This window comes from Butyrivibrio sp. AD3002, from assembly GCF_000420905.1.
In the GTDB taxonomy this organism is placed as follows: Bacteria; Bacillota; Clostridia; order Lachnospirales; family Lachnospiraceae; genus Butyrivibrio.
Genome location: NZ_ATVV01000030.1, coordinates 22,567 through 47,217 on the forward strand (window position 1 = coordinate 22,567; position 24,651 = coordinate 47,217).

A 24,651-nucleotide genomic window follows, 5' to 3' on the forward strand; every position below is an offset into this window, starting at 1 on the left:
AGATGTAGTATGAAAAAGTTTTAGAGGACAATATTTTGGATAAAACAGAATATAAAATTCGGGCAGAAGAAATTAAATCGCTGATAAGAGCACAGCGTTTTGCAGATGCAGTTAAGATTGCCGACACAATTGACTGGAAGAGAGTTAAGAGTGTCGGTATGCTTTGTGCAATCAGTGACCTTTACAAGGTAAACAGAAGATTGGAGGAGAGTAGAGATATCCTGCTCCTTGCATATGACAGAAGTCCTACAAGGAGAGAGATAGTTTATTCTCTGTGTGAACTGGCTATTGCCATGGGTGAATTTGTTCAGGCAGTTGAGTATTACAAGGAGTTTGTAAGACTTGCACCCAGGAACACCGCCAGATATATTCTCCAGTACAAGCTCTACGAGGCTCAGGAAGTTAGTCTTGAAGAGCGTATTGCTGTGCTTGAGGAGTATAAGAAGCATGATTATAACGAAAAGTGGGCATATGAGCTTGCTTATTTATATCATAGAGTAGGCCTCACAACAGAATGTATAGAGGAATGCGATGAGCTTTTCTTATACATGAGAGAGGGACGCTATGTTATTAAAGCACTTGAATTAAAAGCCCTTCATGAACCTCTTTCTCCTGAACAGAAGGCAGTATACGCAAAATATAAGGCAGAGACAAGCGGAAACATTCATGCACCGGAGTTCAAAGAGGCTGTTCCGGGGATGGATGCTGTTGATGGGAAAAAAGCACCTACGAGAGAGCTTCCGCATATATCTGAGGAGGAATTGCAGGCGCAGGCACAGCAAAACTATGTAGCTGCGCCCACACAGGAAGAGCAGCTTTACAACCAGCCGGTTTATGAGAGCCAGCCGGTGGAGGCACCTGTTCAGCAAGCGCTTATATATGAGCAGCCCGTTCAGGAGCCTGTAGCAGAAGAGCCTATCTATGAGGCTCCGATAAATGAACCATTTTCTGTTCCGACAGTAAATGTTGATACTTACAACACAGTAGATCTTCAGAAGGAAATAGCTGAGAATCTGAAGGAAGTACTTACGGAGAATCCTGATGCCGCGCTTTTTGCAGATGCGCATGGCCCGCAGGTTATAAGAGAAGAGGAAGAAACCGGTAATCTTGATACCGGAGATATGTTTGAAACTACAGGTGATATTGAGAAGCCTTCAATGTCAGAGCTTTTCTATGAGGACAAGACATATGGCACAGAGGCTGTGCAGGAGGAGAGAGCTGCAGTAGAACCTGTTACAGAGGCTCCGCAGATGCAGGAATCTGCAGTGGAACAAAATGATGAGCCTGTAGGGGAACAAAAAGAGGAAATTAGTACTGAGCCTGTACCCAGCACAGATACAAAGGTATGGAATACGGAATCTATGGAGCAGGTAAGGAAACAGATTCCTGAACCGGTACAGACTAAGACTCCTATAGCAGAGGAATTAAAAGATAAGGAAATTGCCGCAAATATCGCGCAGACCACCATGAATGATCACACTATGTATAAAGGTGTTGTTTTCATGGATGAGCCACTTCAGGATGAGGTTCCGGGTGCGGTAATAAAACCGAATATCAGATATCAGATCAATAATCACTTTGATAACATGCTGTCACAGGAATATGACGGTCAGATCAGCATGGCTATTGATGATGCCAAGCAGGTTGAGAAACAGATCACCGGTCAGATCAGCATTAATGAGTTCATGAGTGACTGGGAGAGATATAAGAAGGAGCAGCAGAAAAAGCAGTATCAGAGTGTCAAGAAGCTTGCAGCGTCCGAGACAGGTGAGTTGTTTAAAGATTTCGATAAGGACCTTCTGAACTCGGCACTTGGTGAGGAAAAACCTAAGGAAGAACCCGCAATTTCCGGAATTTTGAAACCCGGGGATGAGGAAATTACTCCTGTTGTGAAGACTGTAAAGGAAGAAATTCCTGAAGAAATCCCAACAGAAGAGCCGGTGACAGATGAGGGTACAGAGCCTATTGAAGAGGTAATATCAGAGCCTGCACAGGAAGAAACCGAGCAGGTTGAAATTGCTAAAGAAAAAGAGGCTTCATCTTCAGAAGAGGATACCTTTGCAGAGGCGTCTTCAGAGGAGATTGCGCCCATAGATGATCTTCAGAATACAACTTCGATGGTACAGATTACAGGAGAGGATCTCGAGGAAGAGGTCTCAGAGCCTGAAGCAGCAGAGGAACCGGTGGAAGAGTCCGAGGACGAGGAAAAAGAGGCAGCAGAAATCGATCTTGGAGAAACCACAGAGATAGAATCTGCTGAGATCGTGAGAGCCGAGGCAGGACTCAAAGAACTGACATACGAGAAAAAAGAAGAACCTGTTGAAGAAGAAATACCGGAAGCTTCTGAAGTCATTGAAGAGTCGGAAGAAATGCCTGCAACCGAGGAAGAGCCTACAAAAGAAGAAGTACCCGTAAAGGCAGAGACTCCTAAAGAAAACATTTCCAAAGAAATTCAAGATGAACCTGAATCTGCTGAGGATGATGAAAAAGAAGACAGAGGAATAGAAGAAAGAGTACGTGTAATGACTCCTGAGGAGAAAGGACTCTTTGGCCCTTATATTCATTACAAGAGATCCAGAAGGCAGATAGTACGCGCAATCGACAACCTGAGCATGGCTGCATATACAAACAATGCGATAGTTACAGGTGAGGAAGGCGCCGGTACCGTGAATCTGGCAAAGGGTCTGATAAAGGCAGTACAGCAGACAGATTCAAACTTCTCAGGAAAAGTTGCTATGATTACGGCGATTAAGCTGAATAAGAGTTCTGTCAGCTCAATTCTGGATAAGATAGTCAATGGTGCTCTTATTATCAGAAGAGCAGCTGATCTTAAGGAGGATACGGTAGTTACTCTTCTTAAGCAGTTGCAGAGTGAGAATAAGGGATATATTTTAGTCATTGAAGACACAAGAGATGATATTGACAGGCTGCTTGATAAATATCCGGACCTCAAAAAATGTTTCAATGTCCGGGTTGACATAGAAGCACTTGATGATGATTCTCTGGTTGCTTATGCAGAGCAGTACGCACTTGAAAAAGAGCATGTTATCGATAATCTGGGAATACTTGCCCTTCATCAAAAGATTTCAGAGCGACAGACACTGGACCATGAGGTGACAGTTGCAGAAGTTAAAGAAATGGTTGATGATGCTATCTACTATGCTGATAAGCATTCAATTGGTCATTACTTTGACGTAATGCTCAGAAAGCGCTTTGACAGTGAAGATATGATCATCTTAAGAGAGAAGGATTTTCTTCATTAAAGATTTTATTATGCTATAATATTTTTACATAAATTTTTTCTAAAAGGGGATAACATATGGGTCAGACTGTTTTCATTTCAGATGCGGATGAGTACCTGTTCGGACAGGGAACGCATTACGACATTTACAAAAAGCTGGGGGCACACGTCTCTGAGGAAAATGGTGTAAAGGGCATGTTTTTTGCTGTGTGGGCACCGAATGCCGCAGCAGTACATGTTATTGGGTCGTTCAACGGATGGGATGAGAGCATGTATCCCATGGAAAAAATAGGAAATATGGGTATTTATCAGCTTTTTATTCCCGGTGTAGGAACCGGTGAGCTGTATAAGTATTTGATTCACACTCCGGATGGAAGAAAGCTGTACAAGGCCGATCCATATGCTAATTATGCCGAGCTTCGTCCCGGCAATGCTTCAAGAACGACAGATCTGTCAAAATTCAAATGGAGCGATGATAAGTGGTATGAAGGCAAAAAAGGCAAGGACATAAACAAACAGCCAATTGCTATTTATGAGTGCCATATTGGTTCCTGGATGAAGCATCCCGACGGTACAGAGGATGGCTTTTACAGTTACAGGGAATTTGCCGATCGTATCGTAGAATATCTCAAAGAGATGAAGTATACCCATATTGAGCTCATAGGAATTGCCGAGCATCCCTTTGACGGTTCATGGGGGTATCAGGTAACAGGCTATTATGCACCGACTTCGCGTTACGGTGAGCCTACTGATTTCATGTATCTCATTAATTTACTTCATAAGAATAACATCGGAGTTATTCTCGATTGGGTTCCGGCTCATTTCTGTCCGGATGAATTCGGTCTTGGATGCTTTGATGGCACCTGCATCTATGAAGATCCCGATCCGAGAAAGGGAGAACATCCCGATTGGGGAACCAAGATTTTTAATCTTGGTAAAAATGAGGTCAAGAATTTCCTTATAGCTAATGCGCTGTTCTGGATAAAAGAGTTCCATGTAGATGGACTCAGAGTAGATGCTGTGGCATCCATGCTTTACCTTGACTATGGTAAACGCGATGGTCAGTGGGTTCCAAATAAGGATGGCGGAAATAAGAACTATGAGGCTATTGAGTTCTTTAAACATCTTAACAGTGTTATCAGAGGAACATATCCTGATGTTATGATGATAGCTGAGGAGTCAACGGCATGGCCTAAGATCACTGCGCCTGTTGAGGATGATGGTCTTAACTTCAGCTTTAAATGGAATATGGGATGGATGCATGACTTCTGCGAGTACATGAAGCTTGATCCCTATTTCAGAAAAGGTGCTCATCACATGATGACTTTTGCGATGAGCTATAACAATGCCGAGAATTATATTCTTCCGCTTTCTCATGATGAGGTTGTTCATCTTAAATGCTCAATGGTTGAGAAGATGCCCGGATATAAGGTTGATAAATATGCGAATCTTCGTGTAGGATACACTTTCATGTTCGGCCACAGTGGTAAAAAGCTCCTCTTTATGGGACAGGATTTTGGACAAGAGCGTGAGTGGAGTGAAAAGAGAGAGCTCGACTGGTTTCTTCTTCAGGAAGATCTCAACAGAGGTATGAAGGACTATGTGAGAGACCTGTTGGAGATCTACAGAAAATATCCTGCTCTTTATGAAGTGGATAACGATTGGGGCGGATTTGAGTGGATTAATGCTGATGATGCAGATCACAGTATCTATAGCTTTTATAGAAGAGCTTCAAACGGAAAAGATAACATTCTGTTTGTTTTGAACTTTACTCCTATGGAGATAAAAGACTATAAGGTTGGAGTACCTTTTGCCGGAAATTATAAGCACATCCTGGATAGTGCTGATAAGAAATATGCCGGCTGCGGAAGTTCTGTTCCCGCAAGTATAAAGGCAGAGCCCGGACTTTGTGATTACAAGGATTACAGTATAACTATGACACTACCTCCATATGGAGCTGAGGTATTTGTTTTCCAGAATCCGGAAGTAAAAGAAACGGCTAAAAAGACAGCTGAGAAGAAGATGGCAAATAAGGCAGTTACTGCCAAAAGGGCTGTAAAAACTACAAAGAAGACTACTTCTTCAAAAAAGACAAAATAACGAATCTTAAAGAAATTCGAAAATAATCCGAAATAAAAGGTGATAAGCACAAAGAGTGTTTATCACCTTTTTCTTGAAATCGGAGAAATATATGAACGTGAATTTAAATGCTATTAATGGAATGGAATCCGATATTGATAGTACAAGAAAGAGCATGGATGCAGGAGTAAATTTTACTCTTTCAAATGTAAAAAGCACGCAGCCAAGGGGCGCGGTAGCAGTTGATCTGGCAGGAAGCCTTAGCAATGAGCAAGGGCTTGTTAAAGCCGGAAAAACGCAAAATGATATAATGACGGAGGCGCAGAATACAGATGCGGCTATTCGTCATAATTATATGTCGGTAATGGCCAATAATATGTCTTCAGAGGATTTTGCAAAAGCAGCTGCTGAAGGCTTTGATTTTAGTGATATGAAACCGGAAGAAACAGTGACTATACTCGATAAAATCAAGGCTACACTTGCTATGTCAGGGACAGAAGTTATTGGCTATACGGATACTATATCTGCCGAGGAGCTTACGAAGATAACAGGAAGCAGATCCTTTGCCAATGATATAATCTCTTCTTTTCAGGAGAATGACATTCCCATTACTGAGAATAATGTTTCGGATACAATGGCAGTTTATGACAATATGAAGGAAATAACTGCTCTTAGTGATGGTGCGGTCAAATTTATGACATTAAATGAACTTGAACCCACCATGGAAAATATCTATCTTGCTGAGCATGCGACAAACGGACAAAACAGAAAGTCCGGAATGTTCATTGCACTTGAAGCAGAGGGTTATTATGGCCAAAAAGCTGAGAAAATCGAATGGCAATCCTTGGAACAGCAGGCAAAAAAGGTAATTGAAGAGGCCGGTTTTGACCCATTGAAGAAAAGCGTTCTTGAAGAAGCTAAGTGGATGATAGAGGAGTCGATTCCGCTGACAAAAGAAAATCTTCAAAAGGTAGATGAGCTTAAAAGCCTGACTTTGCCAATGACGCAGGAAGAAATAGTAAAGTCTGCAGCAATATCCATAGCAAATAAGAACGGTGCAGCCAAGGGTAATATAAATGAGCAGGAAAGCACCATTGATAAAGCTGTACGAATTGAAAAAGCAGTGGACAGGATAAGCACTAAGGCAATTGAAAGAGCCATCCTGGACGATAAAGAAATAAATTTAAAAAATCTATCCGAAGCTGAGAGAACAGTTGAAGAAGATAGAGGTCTAGGCACGAAGAAAACAGAAGAAAAAAGAATTAATGTCGAAGATAATCTTCTGCCGGAGAAAAAAATCCAAGTACTTGAGGCCAGAAAACAGCTTGAGGAAGTCAGGCTAAAAATGACAGTTACAGCAAATGTAAGACTTCTTGATAAAGGATTTAATCTGGAAACAGAGCCGATAACAAAGGTTATAGAGGCTTTGGATAAAGAAATAGATTCTCTTAGCAGGGAGCTTTTCGGAGAGACTGATCCTTCCAAATATAATCTGTTTGAAGAAACAACCGCAAAAATCTCCGAATTTAAAGAATTGCCCTTAGCATTCATTGGAAGACATGATCTCTCAATGAAAGAGAGTCTTGGTGAAATCTATGATGATGCTAAGGCAATCCAGCATCGCTATGAAAAAGCAGGTGCTACATATGAAGCTGTCGGAACCGAAGTAAGAGCAGATCTCGGAGATAATATCAAAAAGGCTTTCAGAAATGTTGATGACCTGCTTAAAGACATCGGACAGGAAATTAATGAGGAAAACAGAAGAGTAGTCAGAATACTCGGATATAACCGGATGGAAGTGTCGGAAGAGAATATTGAGCGGGTCAGAGCAATGGATGAAAAGCTTATGAGTACCATAAATAAGCTAAAACCCGGAGCGGTTCTCAACATGATACGTGATGGACATAATCCGCTGAAAATGACGCTCGATCAACTATCAAGCGAGCTGTCAGATCAGGATAAGAATTCGGGAAAACAGGAAGAAAAGTACGCCAGATTTCTTTATAAACTTGAAAAAAATGCCGAAATAACACCTGAGGAGAGAGAATCTTTCATTGGCATTTACAGACTTTTTAATACGCTCAAAGTTACGGATAATGCCGCTATAGGCGCGGTATTGGAGACCGGAGCCGAGATGACTCTTGAAAATTTGTTATCGGCGGTCCGCTCATCCAGAACTGAAAAGAAGGGAATGGATTTCAAGGTTGATGACAAATTCGGCGGAGTGGAAGGAAAGAAAACTCTGGCAAAATCCATATCAGCACAGATAGAAACAGCATTTATATATTACAGTGAAAAAGCGGATGTGGTTTATGACAACCTCGAACCTGAGAAACTTCATGCAGCGAAGGCAAAAGAAGAAATGCTTCTGGACGAGCTTGCAGATAAACTGACAGAAGCAGAAGAAACCCCGGAAGGAACGGAAGCAGAAGAAAAATACTACAGCGAAAAAGCCTCAGACTTAAGAAAAATAGCATCCGGACAAATATCGGAAGAAATGTCTAAGGAACTTGCAAGATATAGTATTGAAGCAAATGTAGAAAATGTTCAGGCATATCTCAATCTTAAATCCGGACGAAAGGGGAGGGAAACCTCTGTATGGGATCATGCAGAAAAAATTGCAAAGCTGGCATTTAAGGAAACCAGGCAGAAAATGCTGGATGATCTCATTAATGAAGACAACTATGAAGAGGCTTACGTTGAGAAAATGCTTGAGCTATCGGAAAGTCTGGATAATATTTTGATGAATGAAACCGATACATACATAGATGTCAGAACCATTCATCTTATGCAAAAACAACTCACGGTAGCAACAAACATGGCAAGACAGAAGAGTTTTGAGATTCCGGTTGAGCTGGAAGGAAGAACCGTATCCATGCACGTAACTTTAAGAGAGACAGCTCTTGATGGAAGAAAAGTAGAAGCGGAAGTTGAAACTATAGATTACGGACACATTTCAATGGCCATGACAATTGAGGATAACGTGATAAAAGGCGCATTTGCTGCAGCATATCCGCATACAGGTGAAATGGCCGAATATATGACAGAGCTTAGACAAAGATTTATAGATGGGCTAAAAGAAGCAGAGCCCGAACTTTTAACAGATAGTACAAATATCGGAATATTCTATCGCAGACAGGAAGCCGGAAGCGCGATAGCCGGATCGGAAAACGGAGTTTTCGAAAATCGCACATTGCTAAGGATGGCAGAGATTTTTGTACACGCAGTATAGGAATATACAGAATCGGAGGTCATCATGCAGGTTAACTACAATATTTCAGCAATGATTGCGAACAATGCCCTTGTTGCAAATGATAACAAGCTGGCGGAATCCATTGAGAGACTTTCAAGTGGATTAAAAATTGCAAACGCCAAGGACAATCCGTCCGGCCTTGCAATATCAAGGCGCATGAATGCACAGATTAAGAGCCTTGGTGTAGCAGGCGGCAATTCAGGAGACGGCGTATCCGTGATTCAGACCGCTGACGGTACTCTTCATGAAGTTCACGACATTCTTCAAAGAATGAGTGTGCTTGCCGTTCAGGCAGCAAACGGAACTAACAGTCAGACAGATCTAGATATTATCCAGGATGAAATCGTACAGCTGAAGGATGAAATAACAAGAATATCAGAGGCTACCCAGTTTAACGGGCAGACTCTTCTTGATGGCACCTTTGATTTCAGAGGCTATACTACTGTTGACGATGATACCGATCCTGACATAACAATAAACAGTTATAGTGATTTGATTGACGGCGGAAACTATTATATCGAAGGGCTTTACTGCGACTATGATGAAAAGACAGGTAAGGTAACACTTCTTGATGAAGACGGGTACAAAGCAGAATCGGTTAAGATTGATGTTACAAGGATTACCCTTTCCCAGGGCAGAGATAAAGAAATAACCTATATGTCGGAAGCCAACGTTACTGTAGATGGCGATCTTATTAAGATTGCCACCAGGGATGGCAGAGAGATTGAAATAAAAGCAAATAAGAAACTGGAGGGAGAACGCATTGACATGGAACTCACAAGAAAGGGTGCCATGACTATGCAGATTGGTGCTAACGAAGGTCAGACGCTTGACATCAGAATTCCAAAGATAACCCTGAGCAATTTGGGAATTGAATATGCAGATGTTAGCAGGACCTTTAAAGATGATCTTATAGATGCTGTAGACTATTTAGATGCTGATGATTATATGTCATATTCTGAAAAACAAAGAATCATCGATATGACATATTATGACAGTACGAAACAAGCTATAGATGAAACCAAAGGTATAGAAGATGGCTCATCATATTATTTCATAAATAGAGATGATGCACGAAAGATATCTGAGGAATACAGAAAAACGCAGGATGCAATCAAGGATTATTACGATGCTGAGGCTGAACAGATTCAGAAGATTCAGGATAAGGCAGCAGCTGATATAGCAGCAAATCCTGCAAATCAGGCGGCGATTGAGGCACAAAGAGATCTGGATATTGCAATTACACAGGCCAATTATGATGACCTTCGAACAAGAGCCCAAAATGATTACGAAATAAAGGTAGAGGACATCATGAAAGCCGGAGATGAAAGAGGAAGAAATGCTCCACATACCGGTGCGGATCAGTTAATTGAGGATATTGGCAATGCCATTCAGAAGGTTTCTGATATTCGAAGCAGGCTGGGTGCGTATCAGAACAGACTGGATCATACAATCAGCAATATCAATGTAACCAGCGAGAATATGACTGCAGCTTATTCCAGAATAATGGATGTGGATATGGCAGAGGAAATGACCGTATATTCCACACAGCAGGTGCTTTCTCAGGCGGGAACCAGCATGCTTGCACAGGCTAATGAGAGACCTCAACAGGTTTTGCAGCTTCTCCAGTAATTTTATGGTGAATTTTTGAGGGAATATCTATGACAAAAGAAAAGAAACATGCATATACAAGAAGAATAACGTTAGCCAATAAAACCCAGATGATAACAATTCTGTATGAAATGGTACTCGACTATATCAGCGAAGCGGAAGAATGTCTGGAATATGATGATAAAACAGGCTTTATTGAAGGGCTCCGCAGAGCCATGAACTGCATTGATGAATTGATTCATTCACTGAATGTGAACTATGAACTGGGAAATAATCTTCTTGCTCTGTACCTGTTTGAGAAGAAACAGATTATCAGATCTATAGGAAAGCTGAGTAAAGACGGGCTTTCCCATGTAACAGGAACCTTTGAACAACTTCATGAAGCATATCTTTCGCTGGAAAAAGAGGACGGAGAAGACGCACTAATGATAAATGTACCAAAAGTCTATGCGGGACTTACATACGGAAAAGGGCGTTTACAAGAGAGTATAAGCGGAGATCTGGTATCACGGGGATATATGGCCTGAGAAATTAAAGAAAATTTAATAATTCAATTTTGGCGATTTTTTTCTACTATATATTAATCAAACAGCCGAACTGACAAAAATAAGGGATGTCAGTTCGGCTGTTTATATGTCACACGAGCGAAATTAAAACTTTCTTAAGAAAAAAATCGAAGGAAAAATTCAGGCCGGAAGCGGTATTGCGCCGCTGATTTTTCGGTGATAATATCGTCACCGACAGCGACGGAATGGATAGGAATTTAACGCTGTCCAGAATTTTATAAACATAAATATGCCGGTGCGGGCGTTCATCGCTTTCTCCAAAATCAATTATACGTACATCCTTAATGCAATCGCATTTACACCGGCATGTTTATTACTCTTTCAGAAAGGATTGAAACGAAATTATGACAATTCCGATTTTGTATTGCCTGGTCTCCGGATCAGCAATTACAGATATATTGAAAAATAAAATATTTAACAGCTGGCTCCTTATGGGATGTTTGGCAAAATTTGCTTTTTGTTTAACAGGCAGCGGTATGCAGGAACTTATATTTATACCAATAGCAAAAGCGCTACTGACTCTTATGTTTCTTCTTCCGGTATATATAGTTCATGGCATAGGAGGCGGAGATCTGAAACTTTTTGCGGTTCTTTCAATGTTTCTTACCACGGGAGAAACTGTGAGTTCGATAATAATTGCATTTATCATAGCTGCTGTGATCGGAGTGCTGAAGATTTTTATCCAAAAGGATCATAACTGCACCATTCACTTTGCCGTCCCTATTATGATCAGTGTCTTTCTTGTGACAGGCGGTGGTGGTCTTATATGCACTTAATGAAGAGGAAATGAATAATTATGAATAAGAATATTTTAATAATATGTGATAAGGACAAGAATTATTGTAAAAAACTGGACAGCTTTATAAGAGATAATCTCAGCATCCCATTTGACATCTTTGAGATAACGGATATAAAGCATTTATCAGGCTTTAGGGATGAGACACAGAATGTTTTACTTCTAATATCGGAGGCTCTGTTCAATATAGAAAGTGTAAGCGGTTTTCAACACATAATCGTATTAAAGGAAAACGAACGGGATCTTGCGGAATGCGATAAGTCCTATGGACTAAAAGATGTGGATATAAGATACATGGATAAATACCAAAAGAGTGAGCATATCACAGATAGTATCCTCAGCATGTGTCTGGACATCCCCGGAATAGTTGTAAAGAGTAAAAAGGGTGATACCGGAAAGAAGATGAAAATAATAGGCTTTTATACACCGGTACCTAATACTGATCAGACCAGCGAGGCTATTGGTTTTGCAAGGCGGTTATGCGAAAAAGAAAAGGCTTTATACATTAATACAGACAGCTTTTGTACTAATAAAATCATAAGGAGTGACACATATTCCGAGACTTTGCTGGATCTTATGTACTTTGCTGAGTGTGGTGGCGATAAGTTTGGTATTTATCTGGAGAGAATAGTAAGACATGATAAAGAACTTGATTTTGTTCCGGCTTCTTCCAGTGCATGTCAGAGCCGACTTATAACCGGAAGAGAGTATGAAAAGCTCTTTGAGCAGATAGAGGATACAGGAAAATATACCAGCCTCGTAGTGGATATCGCGGAGGGCGTAAGAGAACTGTTTGAGATGCTTCGCCTTTGTGATGAGGTCTATATGTTGTCAAATGATGATTATAATGCACATATGAGAATTGAATTATTTTTAAATGAGCTGCACTCCGATGAGGAATTTGACATGAGAAATTTACATAGAATAAGCAGAATCGGAGGTGAGAACCTTGGAACGTGAGGCTCTTAAAACAATGATTCGTGATCAGATACTTGAAGGCATGGATTTTTCACGAGATGTTGATGACGAAGAAATGCTTGAGAGAATAGATAAAGGAATAATATACGGATGCAGAAAAGAGCAGCTTTCGCTTGATGAAAAAATACAGCTGCGAAAAGAACTTTTTTATTCAATCAGAAAACTTGATGTTCTGCAGCTACTGGTAGATGATCCCGGGATAACCGAGATCATGGTTAACGGTGTCGACCATATTTTTATAGAGAAAAACGGGAGATTATACAGACATGAAATGAAATTTGAATCTCTTCAAAAACTTGAAGATGTAATACAACAGATAGTCAGTAAATGCAACAGAGTAGTAAATGAGGCATCGCCGATAGTTGATGCCAGACTTGAAAACGGTTCACGTGTCAATGTTGTTCTTTCGCCTGTGGCGCTTAACGGTCCAATCCTTACAATCAGAAGGTTCCCGGACAATCCCATAACAATTAATAAGTTGATAAGTATAGGTTCAATTAAAAAAGAGCTTGCAGAATATCTGCAAACTCTGGTTAAGGCCGGCTATAACATCTTTATTTCGGGTGGGACAGGATCCGGTAAAACAACATTTTTAAATGCACTTTCGGACAGCATACCTGAAGACGAGAGAGTGATAACGATTGAGGACAATGCTGAATTACAGATAAATCATGTCCCGAACATAGTCAGGATGGAGACCAGAAACTCAAATGTAGAAGGGTGTAAGCCAATTACTATCAGAGACCTTATAAAATCCTCTCTCCGAATGCGTCCTGACAGAATAGTGGTAGGAGAGGTCCGCGGAGATGAGTGTGTTGACATGCTTCAGGCTATGAATACCGGACACATATCTATGTCAACGGGGCATGCAAATACAGCAAGGGACATGCTCTCACGTCTGGAGACAATGTTTCTTATGGGAATGGATCTTCCTCTTGCGGCTGTAAGAGGGCAGATAGCATCGGGGATAGACATCATTGTGCAGCTGGGAAGACTTCGCGATAAATCAAGGAAAGTTCTCGAAGTATGCGAGCTCACAGGAAGGACTGTGCCAATGACAGGGGAGATAGAAATAAGAACATTATACAAGTTTTATGAAACAGGAACGGATGAAACAGGAAAGATAATAGGAGAATGGAGGTGTGAAAATGAACTTGAAAATGTATCAAAGCTGGAAGCGGCGGGTCTTGGACTTAAAAGTGACAGCCTTTGATATACCGCTTATAGGTAGAAATATTCTGGTTCTTCTAATGATAGGAAAACTGTTTTATGGCAGTTTTATCGCATCAATTCTGATATTTCCTTTATCTATCCCATGGTTTGTTATTCAAAAAGAGCAAAAGATAAAAAAGGAAAACCATGATCTCGGAATTCAGTTTAAGGATGCCATGATGGCGGTTTTGGCTGCTCAAAAGGCAGGATATTCCATAGAGAATTCTTTTAAGGAAGCAATACACGATATGAGAATTCTGTACGGGAAAAGTGCACCTATCTTCAGAGAACTGCAGCGCATAGAACAGGGAATAAAAAACAGCGTAACCATAGAAGTCATGCTTAGAGAACTGGGGAGACGCAGTAATAATAAGGACATTGAAGAATTTGCGGCTGTGTTTGCGGTTGCCAAAAGAAGCGGCGGAAATATGACTGAAACCATAGAAAGATGCATAGATCTGATAGGAAAGAGAATGGATGTTGAAAATGAAATTGATATCCTTATTGCCGCAAAGAGAATGGAGGCACAGATAATGGAGGTTGTTCCTTTCGGAATAATGACTTATGTGGGGCTGACCAATCCGGGGTTTTTTGATGCTTTATATGGCAATCCGCTCGGGATAGTCATTATGACAGTTTGCCTCGTCATATATATTGCTGCGTATTTGCTGACCCAGAAAATTGTGGATATTGAGATCTGATAGGAGAAACTAATGAGAATACTAATGGTGATATACATGGTAATTCCGGTTTTTATAGGACTATTACTGATATTATCCTTCGATGAAAAAATACCGGATACCGAAGGCGGAAAACCGGAGGGAATAGAAAAAATCTTTTTAAAGACGGCCTCTTATATATTCAGGAGATTTGTCGAAAGAAACAGGCTTTTTCTTAAATCCCATGGAAGGCGCCGGGTGAGAGAAAATCTGCAAAAGCTTGATTCAGAGGCAGATGTACAAAAAAGACTAGGTGATTACTACATAAAGAAAATAAGCGTTGTTCTGATAATAGTATTTCTCGGATCGCTTCTATCGCTATTGTCCTGCTTTTCCTCAAGGAGAAATACTTCTCTTAATACCGAGGGAGAGGTATTAAGAAGCGACTATGGGAAGGGTGACAAAAAAACGCAGCTGGTGGCCATGGATGAGGAGGGAGAAAAACTCGGAGCTTTTAACGTCTCTATCGCAGAAAAAGAATATTCAGAGAAAGAATCGGAAGAACTGTATAAAGAAATGCTAAAGGCGTTGTCCCAAGAAATACTCTTGGAAAATAAAGACTTAAGACATGTGAAAAGCGACCTGAAGCTTCCTTCGCAGCTCAAAGGATATCCGTTTGAGATTTCATGGAAATCCGACAATATCGATGTAATTCACTCTGACGGAAAGGTTATGAATGAAGACATTTTCTTTGAGACATCCAGAGTTTTACTGACTGCCAATATCACTTATCGAGACTATGAATGGGAAAACGACTTTGAGATCACGGTTGTTCCAAGGGACTTTACCGATGAAGAAATCATTAAGCAGGAGATAGAAGGAAACATAACAAAAATCGAGGAAGAGACTCGGACAAAAGACAGATTCATGCTTCCTGCAAATGTCGAAGGAATAAACCTTTTCTGGCAAGAGGCTACCGACGAAAACAGCATAATGATCCTTATGCTTTCATTTATAGCAGCGGCTACGATTTTTATAGCCGGAGACAGAGATCTTACAAAGAAAGTGGAGTACAGAAGAAGGCAAATGATTCTGGAATATCCGGCTTTTGTGTCAAGACTGGTGCTGTATATGGGAAGCGGCATGTCTGTAAGAGCAATATTGAAAAAGTTTGCTAACGAGTATAAAGCCCATATTAAAGAAGGCGGAAAACGAAGTTTTTTATATGAGGAAATACTAAAAAGCTGCAACGAGCTTGAGAGCGGAGTTCCTGAATTAAATGTATATGAGAGACTCGGCGTAAGATGCGGCTCGCAGCAATATGCAAGACTTGTGACGCTTTTGTCACAAAATTTAAAGAAAGGAAATTCTGAGATGATGGCTCTTCTTAGGGAAGAGTCAGATAAGGCAACAATAGAGAGAATGTCCTATGCAAGAAAGCTTGGAGAGGAGGCGGGAACAAAACTTCTTGTTCCGATGATTCTCATGCTTCTGATAGTTATGGTGGTAATTATGATACCGGCATATCTGTCATTTTAGCGAAGGTAATCACCACAAGGTGTTACTGAAATATAGTTCATTAAATGAAGGAGGAAAAATGAAAGAACTGATTTTAAACAAGAAAGACATGCTGGAGGCAAAACTAAGATATGTGGTTTCCGGCGCAAAAGACAAGCTTAAGGAACTGCTTTTGGATGAAGCGGGGATGGGAACTGTGGAAGTAATACTGATTATCGTTGTTCTCATCGGGCTTGTAATTATTTTCAAAAAGGAGATAGACGGACTTGTTACCGAGATCTTTAAAACAATCAATTCGGATGCGGCAAAGGTTACAGGCTGATGCATATATAACGGTTTATCTTTCGTTGTCACTGACAATAATCCTTGCTCTTATTCTTGCACTCTTGCAGGGTGCAAGGACCGGAGCAGTGAGAATGAAATCTGAACTGGTGGTAGATATTGCTATGAACTCAGTTCTCGGAGAGTACAACAGAGAGCTGTTTGAAAAATACGGACTTCTTCTGATTGATACAACCTATGGAGGGACAAACGGTTCTGTAATTCATACAAGGGATCACATTGAGAAGTATTTTTCTAAAAATTTTGAATTATCTCCGGTGGGATTAGTAACCGGGAGAAGCACAATGATGCCCGCCAGGCTTTCGTCAGCTGACATTACCGGATACTCGGTTGCAACGGACGGTGGCGGAGCTGTGTTAAAAAGACAGATTCTCTCCTACATGGGTTCTGAACCTGTTGAGGCAGCGATAAAAAGTATACAGAATAATGCGGATCAGCTGAAAAATTCCGGGTTCGAGGAAATGAATGTGGAAAATGAGGCACAGAGTAATGCAAATGATATAAATACCCCGAGGGAGCTTGATCTGGACGGAAACGGAGAAAATGAGACCTATTACGTTGATAATCCGGCAGCAGGAGTCACGGCTCAAAAAAGTGTAGGAATTCTCTCGCTGGCAGCACCTGACTTTAATGCAATTTCTACAGCTGCTATTGATTCATCTACCTTAGCCTCACACAGAAAACTACTGAAAGGAACCGGCCTTGACGAAACTGTGGCAATGGGAGCAGGACCGGATATGCTTTTTGAGAGATATCTCCATGAAAAGTGCGGATGTTACGGACTTGAAAAGGAGGATTCTCACCTGAAATATGAACTGGAATACATATTGGCGGGCAAGGACAGCGATTACGCTAATCTTGAGAAGGTTGTTGAGAGGCTGTTCCTTATAAAAGAAGCTGCAAATTACGTGTATATAATGAACGATCCTGCAAAACTTGCGGAAGCTGATGCACTGGCACTAACGGCTTCAGTACTTCTTACGCTTCCCGAACTTCAAGAGGCGATAAAGATGGCAATAATATTTGCCTGGACATTCGCAGAAACAATATCAGATCTTCGAATTCTCTTAAGTGGCGGCAAAGTACCACTAATCAAGACTGCGGATAGCTGGAATCTTTCCCTCGAACATATGCTGGAGTTTAGGGATCACCTAAAAAATGGCGGAGGATCGGGACTAAGTTATGAAGATTACCTGAAGATGCTTTTAATATTGGAAAAGAAACAAAAAAAGACCATGAGACTTATGGATATCATTGAGATAAATATAAGAAAACTCAGTGGCAATGAGGCTTTTTCACTGGATAGATGTGTAGACATAATAAGCGTCGATTTCGAGATTTTGGGGGCTTATAACAAAAAGATAGAAATAGAGCGTATATACGGCTACGAAATGTTTGACTGAGAAACAGGAGTGGCCGGCGATGGCCTTTTTCATTTATAAGGAAAATAAAAAAATAAATTATGGAAAAAATAAAATATGGAAAAAATAAATGAAAATCGTTCGAAGAACTCAAAAATAAAATTTAATACAAAGGATTTGCTTCTTCGGGCAAATAGAAAAAGGCCGTCGCTGGCTGCTTCTGTCACAATCGAAGCATCATTGGTATTACCCCTGTTTCTCTTTTTCTTTGTCAATCTGCTTGGCGTCTTTGACATTTTAAAATTCCAGTGCGATTTGGAAGCAGCCCTCCACCAAACAGGCAGACAACTTATGATAACCGAAGCCACCACACGATCTTTTGCAAAATCAGAGGATGGTGATTCTGCATTGGGAGCTGCGACAGGAGCATTAAATGCGGCAGTTGCAGGTAAGATGGTAAAAAACTATCTCGGGGAAGAATATCTGGACCACAGTCCTATAAACGGTGGAGCCTCCGGTCTTAAGCTTGGCGAAACAACCTTTTATTCCAACGGAGACATAATTGATATTGTTGCGACCTATAAGGCGCATCCGCTTTTCAAAATAGCAGCGTTTACCGATTTTTCGGTGGAGGGAAGGTTTTACGGACATGCGTTTACCGGATATAGTCCGGGAGAAAGCTATGAAAAGAATGATGAGACGGATGAACTTGTTTATATAACGGATCATGGAACAGTTTATCACAAAAGCCTTGATTGTTCGCATTTGAAGCTCAGTGTGAAACAGATTTCAAAATCAGAAGTTAGCGGAAAGAGAAATGCGGACAGGGCAAAGTATTATCCTTGCGAATACTGTGGAAAAAAGGCAGGGAGTACGGTGTATATAACTAATTTCGGAAACAGATATCACTCAAACAGAAACTGCAGTGGTATTAAAAGAACAATAAGAACGGTGCGGCTTTCCGAGGCAATAGGAAAAAGTCCCTGCAAAGAATGTGCCGGATGACAAGGAGATGTTATGGATTTTTATGAAATTATTGATAATACAGTAATAGTAAGCCTTTTCTTTAAGGTTTTTGCATTGATAATTTTGCTGATTGCAACAGTTTTGGATATAAGGGAGAAAAAGATCCCGTTATCAATTCCTACCGTACAAATGACACTTTCCGGACTATGTTTTATCTATTAAGGGAATTACACAGCCGGTGGATTTTTTATACTCGCTTATTCCCGGAATCGTTTTATTGACAGTAAGCTATTTCACCAGGCAGGGGATTGGGCTAGGAGATGGATTAACGGTACTGGCGCTTGGGCCATTGTTTGGAATAACGGATACCATGCTTATTGTACTTATATCATTTACATTTTCGGCCGTCATCGGAGGAATTCTTCTTATTATGAAAAAAGTATCCGGCAAAAGTGTGATGGCCTTTATGCCATTTCTAACAGTGGGAGTGGGGGTGATGAGCTTTGCCTTCAGATAAGAAGCTGGAACTGCCGGCATACATGACAGTAGAGGCAGCTCTTGTGATTCCTGCAGCTATTTTTGGAATTGTTTTGATCATTTACATGGCGTTTATGGTCTATGGGCGATGTGTTCTATCACAGGACGTGTATATTTTGGGCTTCAGAGCGTATCTGCTCTATGAAAAACAGGGGTACTCATCGCCGTGTGATTATGTGGCAGACCATTCGGATGAAAAGACCGGTAGCAGATACTTTGGCAGCAGCAAACCGGAAATAAAATCGTCACTCTCAGGTAAGGACATAAGAATTGACGGAAGTATAACCACAAATCACAGAGCCCTGTTTGGTTACTTTTCAAAAATACCCGACATATGGAAATCCGAAGCTGCTGCAAGAGTAAAGATCATAACACCTGCAAAAACCATGCGGAAAATGAAGAGAGCGAAGGACATCATCACTCAAACGGCAGAGAAAAACAAAAAGAAAGGAAAACCGTAATGGATATTCAATATTATAAGGATGCAAAACACAATTATCTTATATTGGAGACAGAAGTTAATGAAGATAATATTTTCCAATACAAGATGCTTGAAAACAACAAAATAGATGGCCTATTGCCTTTTAGTCTGAGAAATACCGATGAATGCTACTACCTATATTATGAAATTGATTCGAGGCAGAGCATAAAAAACAGATATGATCGCAAAAAGATGTCTTATGAAAAGCTTAAGCGGTTTTTGTCGGATATGGTTATAACCGCAAAGAACCTGGGAGATTATCTTCTTGATCCAAGCCATATTATACTTCTTCCGGAGGCAGTCTTTGAGGATTTTTCAACAGGCAGATTCTATTTCATATATGATCCGGTACATGAAAAAACCATAGATCATGCATTTTTTGAAGGACTCATGGAATATGCTGATCTTGAGGATGGACGATGCTCACAGCTGATTTTCGAACTTCTGGATACAATATGTGATGCCAGCGGAATTGATTTCAGCGTACTGGAAAGAGCGGTTCGAGCAGAACCGGAGGAGGCCTTTATCGAAGAAATGTCCACAATACGCACGTCTAAGGATATCTATGAGACAAGAATAAACGCGAATGAGAAAAAAGAGAGCTTTGAAATGAATGATGAGGAGGACTTCGAGGATGATGAAGATGAGGCGGAAGCAAAAGATAAATCAGTAACTGAGAAAAAGATAAAAATAATGTTACCGCTGGGAGTGAATTTCCTGATGGCAATGTTGTTTGCTATTATAGCGGGAGCCTTGTGGTACCTCAGATATGCTTATATTCTGACGTATGAGGAAAATATACTGGATATCGCCGTTTTCATGATTAGTGTCATGATGTCTCTTTCCTGTTTTATTTTGCAGCTTAGAAAAAATGCAAAAGTATTTAGTAACAAAGTAAAAGAACCTGTGCCTGAGAGTACAACTGATATGGATGAAAACATAGAAGCTCCACCCTCGGATCTGGTAGAAATGCCTCTATACAGTGCAGATAATAAAGCAGGTTATATAAGAAAAAGAGCGTATGAGCATAATGTTTTGGCGCAGACCGACGAGGATGAAGAAAATGAGGAAACCGTCTTGCTTTCGTTTGATTTTGAGGAAAAGCTTCACAAACTCTACGCAGAGGAGGGAACCGGTCTTGATAATATAGGGCTTCAAAAACTTCCAATGGTTGTCGGAAAGCTATCATCCTGTGCAGATGCGGTAATAAAGGACAAATCGGTTTCCCGCATGCATGCAAGACTATTCAGAGAGGATCGCAAGACAAATTCTCTGTGGATACAGGATTTAAACTCAACGAATGGTACTTTTGTTAACGGCAGAAGACTTATGCCGAATGAAAAAGTTGAGCTTTTTGAGGATGATGAAGTCTCTTTTGGCAAGTGTGTCTATGCTTATCGATGATGGTGAGGTCAGGTGTCTCAAAGCGCTGATTTATGGTACAATATAGGTTAGTTTGATTCAGCTTACATGGAGATAATGGTATGAAAATCAATATTTATTATGGTGGCAGAGGAATCATAGATGATCCCACTCTCCTGGTCCTGTCTAGAATGACCGGGGTATTCAAGGAACTTAATGTTCAGGTGGAACAGTTTAATCTTTTTGAGCAGAAAAACGGTATCACTGCGCTTCCCGGAACTCTTAAAAATGCAGATGGAATAATACTTGCTTCAACTGTTGAATGGTTTGGAGTAGGTGGATATATGCACCAGTTTTTAGATGCATGCTGGCTGTATGGTGATAAGGACAAAATCGCGGGCCTTCCTATGGCTCCCATTGTGATGTCAACTACTCATGGTGAACGTGAGGGAATGATGGAACTTGCGTCGGCTTGGGAGATACTCGGAGGAGTTCCTCTTGATGGTATCTGCGGATATATTGCCGATACTTCTGCATTTGAGCGAACTGAGAGTTACCAGAATTATATTGAGAAAAAAGCTGAAAATATATATAGGAATATGAATCAGAAGATGGAGACGCTGCCAACGAGTAATCAGGCAGTTAAGAACAGAGTCTCTATTACTAAGATAACGGATCTTACTCCCCAGGAAACTGAGCAGCTCTCAAGATATGTTTCGAATGAAGAATATGTCCAGAAACAGAAGGAAGACATCCAGGAACTTAGCAGCATTTTCAGGGATAAAATGGATAAGGACCATGCTGCGGAGCACGCAGAAGACTTTATCAGCAGCTTAAAAAGTCATTTTAAGCCTATGCCTGGGATTCACGCAGCTTACCAGATTACACTTCTTGATCAGATAAAAGACAAAGATATTTGTATCAAAATAGATAATCAGGATATGGAATGTAAACCGGGAGAAGCACCGGGCTGTAATGTACATGTGTCAATGAATACATCGGTTTTTGAGCAGATTATATCAGGAAGAATAACTTTCCAGAGAGCATTCATGGAAGGCAATCTGAAGATGAAAGGGGATTTCAAACTGCTGCGAACAATGGATCAGCTGTTTGTGTTTAAATAATTAATCATAAGGGAGAAATGACTATGAAAGATTCAAATTGCATTTTTTGTAAGCTTGCAAACGGGGAATTTCCCACAAATTCAATTTATGAGGATGATAAGTTCAATGTAATACTGGATAATGGCCCTGCGACAAAGGGGCATTGTCTTATCTTGCCCAAGGATCATTATACGGATATTTTTGAGCTTCCCGAAGAAACAGCAGCAGACGCAATGAAGCTTGCAAAAAAGCTGGCTGGACATTTTATGGAAAAGCTGGGAGCTGACGGAATAAATATCGTACAGAATAATAAAGAGGCAGCCGGCCAGACAGTACCTCATTTTCATCTTCATGTTATTCCCAGATACAAGGATGATGGACAGCATATTTTATGGAATCCCACATCTCCTTCAGCAGAAGAATTAAAAGCTCTTTGTGAAACAATAAAGTTTTGATGACAAATTTCTTATTCATATTAAGAAGTTCTATTCGGAGGAAGAATTGAGAACTATAGATGTATCAGAAATAACCAAAGCTGTAAAAGAGCTTTGTATAGATGCCAATTATACGCTGTCTCCAGACATGAAGGAGGCTATCTGCAAGGCAGGACAGGCTGAGGAAGCTGATCTTGGAAAAAAGATTTTTTTTCAGCTTGAAGAGAATCTGAGAATTGCAGAAAAGGATAATATACCCATTTGCCAGGATACGGGAATGGCAGTGTTTTTTATAAATATCGGCCAGGACGTTCACTTCGAGGGCGGGGATCTTACTGATGCCATAAACGAAGGAGTCAGACAGGGATATACTGAGGGATACCTTAGAAAATCAGTGGTAAAGGATCCTCTTATCAGAGAGAATACGGGAGATAATACCCCTGCGGTTATTCATTATAATATTGTGCCCGGAGATAAAGTAGAAATAACTATAGCGCCAAAGGGATTTGGAAGTGAAAATATGAGTAGGGTTTTCATGCTAAAACCCGCTGATGGCGAAGAAGGTGTCAAGGATGCTGTTGTTCAGGCTGTAAAGGATGCGGGCCCTAATGCGTGTCCGCCCATGGTGGTAGGTGTAGGAGTAGGTGGCACCTTTGAAAAGTGTGCGATCATGGCAAAGGAAGCATTAACCAGAAAAACAGGCGAACATTCAGAGATTCCTTATGTGGCAGATATGGAAAAAGAGATACTGGACAGGATAAACAAGACCGGAATTGGTCCCGGCGGACTTGGTGGAACAGTTACTGCTCTTGCTGTGAATATCAATACATATCCGACTCACATCGCAGGACTTCCTGTGGCAGTAAATATATGCTGCCATGTCAACAGACATCGAAGTGTTGTGGTATAAAAATACTTTTTTAAATAAAAACCACTATATATAGAAGAAACTCATTCAAATTATATTTCTGAAAGGGCTGTTATATGGAATATAAGATAACTGCACCATTTGATAAGGACACAATTTCTAAACTCCGCAGTGGAGATATGGTATATATTAGCGGCGATATATATACAGCGAGAGATGCTGCGCACAAGAGAATGAAGGAAACTCTGGATAGAGGAGAGGCTCTTCCTATAAATATAGAAGGAAACGTAATATATTACATGGGACCTTCACCGGCCAGAGAAGGCAGACCTATAGGATCAGCGGGGCCCACAACAGCCAGCCGTATGGACAAGTATGCCCCGGAGCTTCTTGATATGGGATTAAGCGGCATGATAGGAAAAGGAAAACGCAGCAAGGAAGTACTGGATGCTATTGTGCGTAACAAAGCAATATATCTTGCTGCTATCGGTGGCGCGGGTGCGCTTCTATCTAAAGCAATTGTTGAATCAGAGGTTGTAGCATATGATGATCTTGGCACAGAAGCAATACGCAAACTACGTGTCGAAAACTTTCCTGCCATAGTAGTTATAGATTCAGAGGGAAATAATCTGTATGAGACTGCTATAAAGGAGTTTTGCAGAGAATAAAAAACACTTGTTGACAATGCTCTGCTGAATTTGTATAATAACTTTTGCGTTAATGATATAGATGATCGTTAACAGACAACCAAATACCGTTTGGTAGAGGTTTTCAGGCATGGAGAAATACTCAAGTGGCTGAAGAGGCGCCCCTGCTAAGGGTGTAGACCGTTCACGCGGTGCGAGGGTTCAAATCCCTCTTTCTCCGTTAGCAATCCCCGGCAATATATTGCCGGGGTTTTTGTTTGCATTTTTTCAATTGTAATTTACGGAAAGCCCCATTACATCCGGCTATTTGAGAAATTTTTATAAAAATTGAAAAAAATTAAAAAAAGTAATTGACACATAGGGGGACGGGTGATATATTTATATTCGCTCGCTGCGAGTGACAGATGACTGACCGGAAGGATTCAGCGCTTCACAAACCAGAGCAAAAAAATAAAAAAGTTCTTGACAAGAAGTTGCAAACATGATATTCTATCAGAGTTGCGGCTGACAAGCCAAGACAAAGCACTTTGACAATAAAATAGTAATGCAACCCTGAAAATTCCAAAAAGAATATTCAGAGAACAAAACAACCTAACTTAGGTAAAAACGGACAGAACAAAGCCAAGCAATGTTCTGG

At 40.7% G+C, this 24,651-nt stretch carries 21 protein-coding genes and 1 tRNA gene; all 22 read left to right on the forward strand.

What is annotated here, in order from left to right:
* Positions 1–35 precede the first annotated feature (35 nt).
* The 22 genes from G596_RS0116920 to G596_RS0117030 all read left to right on the forward strand — a co-directional run bounded on the left by G596_RS0116920 (position 36) and on the right by G596_RS0117030 (position 24,234).
* Positions 36–3,263: a hypothetical protein gene (locus G596_RS0116920; protein WP_022763008.1), complete on the forward strand. Its 3,228-nt coding sequence runs from the start codon at positions 36–38 to the stop codon at positions 3,261–3,263.
* A gap of 56 nt (positions 3,264–3,319) precedes the next feature.
* Positions 3,320–5,341 carry a 1,4-alpha-glucan branching protein GlgB gene (glgB, locus tag G596_RS22700; protein WP_022763009.1) on the forward strand — a complete coding sequence of 674 codons (2,022 nt, stop codon included), beginning with the start codon at positions 3,320–3,322 and terminating at the stop codon, positions 5,339–5,341.
* A gap of 91 nt (positions 5,342–5,432) precedes the next feature.
* Positions 5,433–8,552, forward strand: a complete 3,120-nt coding sequence (locus tag G596_RS0116930) for a DUF6240 domain-containing protein (RefSeq protein ID WP_022763010.1) — start codon at positions 5,433–5,435, stop codon at positions 8,550–8,552.
* A 24-nt stretch (positions 8,553–8,576) separates the two neighbouring features.
* Positions 8,577–10,205, forward strand: coding sequence for a flagellin N-terminal helical domain-containing protein (locus G596_RS24100; protein WP_022763011.1), 1,629 nt, complete (start codon positions 8,577–8,579; stop codon positions 10,203–10,205).
* A gap of 29 nt (positions 10,206–10,234) precedes the next feature.
* On the forward strand, positions 10,235–10,711 hold the full coding sequence (locus G596_RS0116940; RefSeq protein ID WP_022763012.1) for a flagellar export chaperone FliS: 477 nt from the start codon (positions 10,235–10,237) through the stop codon (positions 10,709–10,711).
* Between the two features lie 383 nt (positions 10,712–11,094).
* Positions 11,095–11,526, forward strand: a complete 432-nt coding sequence (locus G596_RS0116945; protein WP_022763013.1) for a prepilin peptidase — start codon at positions 11,095–11,097, stop codon at positions 11,524–11,526.
* Positions 11,527–11,546: 20 nt separating this feature from the next.
* Positions 11,547–12,506 (forward strand): hypothetical protein, encoded by a 960-nt coding sequence (locus G596_RS0116950; protein ID WP_022763014.1) that lies wholly within the window; start codon positions 11,547–11,549, stop codon positions 12,504–12,506.
* 13 nt (positions 12,507–12,519) lie between these two features.
* Positions 12,520–13,737, forward strand: a complete 1,218-nt coding sequence (locus tag G596_RS0116955) for a CpaF family protein (RefSeq protein ID WP_044929014.1) — start codon at positions 12,520–12,522, stop codon at positions 13,735–13,737.
* On the forward strand, positions 13,712–14,437 hold the full coding sequence (locus tag G596_RS0116960) for a type II secretion system F family protein (RefSeq protein ID WP_022763016.1): 726 nt from the start codon (positions 13,712–13,714) through the stop codon (positions 14,435–14,437). Before G596_RS0116955 ends, G596_RS0116960 begins: the two co-directional genes overlap by 26 nt.
* Positions 14,438–14,449: 12 nt before the next feature.
* Positions 14,450–15,934, forward strand: a complete 1,485-nt coding sequence (locus G596_RS0116965; protein WP_022763017.1) for an immunoglobulin-like domain-containing protein — start codon at positions 14,450–14,452, stop codon at positions 15,932–15,934.
* Positions 15,935–15,992: 58 nt separating this feature from the next.
* A complete protein-coding gene (locus G596_RS26120) occupies positions 15,993–16,235 on the forward strand; it encodes a Flp1 family type IVb pilin (RefSeq protein ID WP_022763018.1) in 243 nt (80 codons plus the stop codon).
* Positions 16,213–17,658 (forward strand): DUF5702 domain-containing protein, encoded by a 1,446-nt coding sequence (locus G596_RS0116975; RefSeq protein ID WP_155829343.1) that lies wholly within the window; start codon positions 16,213–16,215, stop codon positions 17,656–17,658. The genes G596_RS26120 and G596_RS0116975 overlap by 23 nt, the downstream gene beginning before the upstream one ends.
* Before the next feature lie 75 nt (positions 17,659–17,733).
* Complete coding sequence (locus tag G596_RS24105; RefSeq protein ID WP_049944879.1) at positions 17,734–18,621, forward strand: hypothetical protein; 888 nt, start codon at positions 17,734–17,736, stop codon at positions 18,619–18,621.
* Between the two features lie 12 nt (positions 18,622–18,633).
* On the forward strand, positions 18,634–18,804 hold the full coding sequence (locus G596_RS25045) for a hypothetical protein (RefSeq protein WP_022763022.1): 171 nt from the start codon (positions 18,634–18,636) through the stop codon (positions 18,802–18,804).
* 16 nt (positions 18,805–18,820) lie between these two features.
* Complete coding sequence (locus G596_RS24550; RefSeq protein ID WP_196805250.1) at positions 18,821–19,099, forward strand: prepilin peptidase; 279 nt, start codon at positions 18,821–18,823, stop codon at positions 19,097–19,099.
* Positions 19,086–19,580 carry a TadE family protein gene (locus G596_RS25355; RefSeq protein WP_022763024.1) on the forward strand — a complete coding sequence of 165 codons (495 nt, stop codon included), beginning with the start codon at positions 19,086–19,088 and terminating at the stop codon, positions 19,578–19,580. The genes G596_RS24550 and G596_RS25355 overlap by 14 nt, the downstream gene beginning before the upstream one ends.
* Positions 19,580–21,004, forward strand: coding sequence for a DUF6382 domain-containing protein (locus G596_RS0117005; RefSeq protein WP_022763025.1), 1,425 nt, complete (start codon positions 19,580–19,582; stop codon positions 21,002–21,004). The genes G596_RS25355 and G596_RS0117005 overlap by 1 nt, the downstream gene beginning before the upstream one ends.
* Positions 21,005–21,084: 80 nt before the next feature.
* On the forward strand, positions 21,085–22,086 hold the full coding sequence (locus G596_RS0117010) for an SCP2 sterol-binding domain-containing protein (protein ID WP_026671403.1): 1,002 nt from the start codon (positions 21,085–21,087) through the stop codon (positions 22,084–22,086).
* A gap of 23 nt (positions 22,087–22,109) precedes the next feature.
* Positions 22,110–22,520 (forward strand): HIT family protein, encoded by a 411-nt coding sequence (locus tag G596_RS0117015; protein ID WP_022763026.1) that lies wholly within the window; start codon positions 22,110–22,112, stop codon positions 22,518–22,520.
* 46 nt (positions 22,521–22,566) lie between these two features.
* The gene (locus G596_RS0117020) at positions 22,567–23,409 is read left to right on the forward strand and encodes a fumarate hydratase (protein WP_022763027.1); all 843 of its coding nucleotides are present in this window, start codon (positions 22,567–22,569) and stop codon (positions 23,407–23,409) included.
* A gap of 74 nt (positions 23,410–23,483) precedes the next feature.
* Positions 23,484–24,035: a Fe-S-containing hydro-lyase gene (locus G596_RS0117025; protein ID WP_022763028.1), complete on the forward strand. Its 552-nt coding sequence runs from the start codon at positions 23,484–23,486 to the stop codon at positions 24,033–24,035.
* Positions 24,036–24,146: 111 nt separating this feature from the next.
* A tRNA-Ser gene (locus tag G596_RS0117030) sits at positions 24,147–24,234 on the forward strand.
* Positions 24,235–24,651: the final 417 nt, after the last annotated feature.

Coding starts and splice junctions, on each gene's coding strand:
- glgB (WP_022763009.1), top strand. CDS start 3,320: ATGGGTCAGACTGTTTTCATTTCAGATGCGGATGAGTACCTGTTCGGA.
- G596_RS0116930 (WP_022763010.1), top strand. CDS start 5,433: ATGAACGTGAATTTAAATGCTATTAATGGAATGGAATCCGATATTGAT.
- G596_RS24100 (WP_022763011.1), top strand. CDS start 8,577: ATGCAGGTTAACTACAATATTTCAGCAATGATTGCGAACAATGCCCTT.
- G596_RS0116940 (WP_022763012.1), top strand. CDS start 10,235: ATGACAAAAGAAAAGAAACATGCATATACAAGAAGAATAACGTTAGCC.
- G596_RS0116945 (WP_022763013.1), top strand. CDS start 11,095: ATGACAATTCCGATTTTGTATTGCCTGGTCTCCGGATCAGCAATTACA.
- G596_RS0116950 (WP_022763014.1), top strand. CDS start 11,547: ATGAATAAGAATATTTTAATAATATGTGATAAGGACAAGAATTATTGT.
- G596_RS0116955 (WP_044929014.1), top strand. CDS start 12,520: ATGATTCGTGATCAGATACTTGAAGGCATGGATTTTTCACGAGATGTT.
- G596_RS0116965 (WP_022763017.1), top strand. CDS start 14,450: ATGAGAATACTAATGGTGATATACATGGTAATTCCGGTTTTTATAGGA.
- G596_RS26120 (WP_022763018.1), top strand. CDS start 15,993: ATGAAAGAACTGATTTTAAACAAGAAAGACATGCTGGAGGCAAAACTA.
- G596_RS0116975 (WP_155829343.1), top strand. CDS start 16,213: ATGCGGCAAAGGTTACAGGCTGATGCATATATAACGGTTTATCTTTCG.
- G596_RS24105 (WP_049944879.1), top strand. CDS start 17,734: ATGGAAAAAATAAATGAAAATCGTTCGAAGAACTCAAAAATAAAATTT.
- G596_RS25045 (WP_022763022.1), top strand. CDS start 18,634: ATGGATTTTTATGAAATTATTGATAATACAGTAATAGTAAGCCTTTTC.
- G596_RS0117005 (WP_022763025.1), top strand. CDS start 19,580: ATGGATATTCAATATTATAAGGATGCAAAACACAATTATCTTATATTG.
- G596_RS0117010 (WP_026671403.1), top strand. CDS start 21,085: ATGAAAATCAATATTTATTATGGTGGCAGAGGAATCATAGATGATCCC.
- G596_RS0117015 (WP_022763026.1), top strand. CDS start 22,110: ATGAAAGATTCAAATTGCATTTTTTGTAAGCTTGCAAACGGGGAATTT.
- G596_RS0117025 (WP_022763028.1), top strand. CDS start 23,484: ATGGAATATAAGATAACTGCACCATTTGATAAGGACACAATTTCTAAA.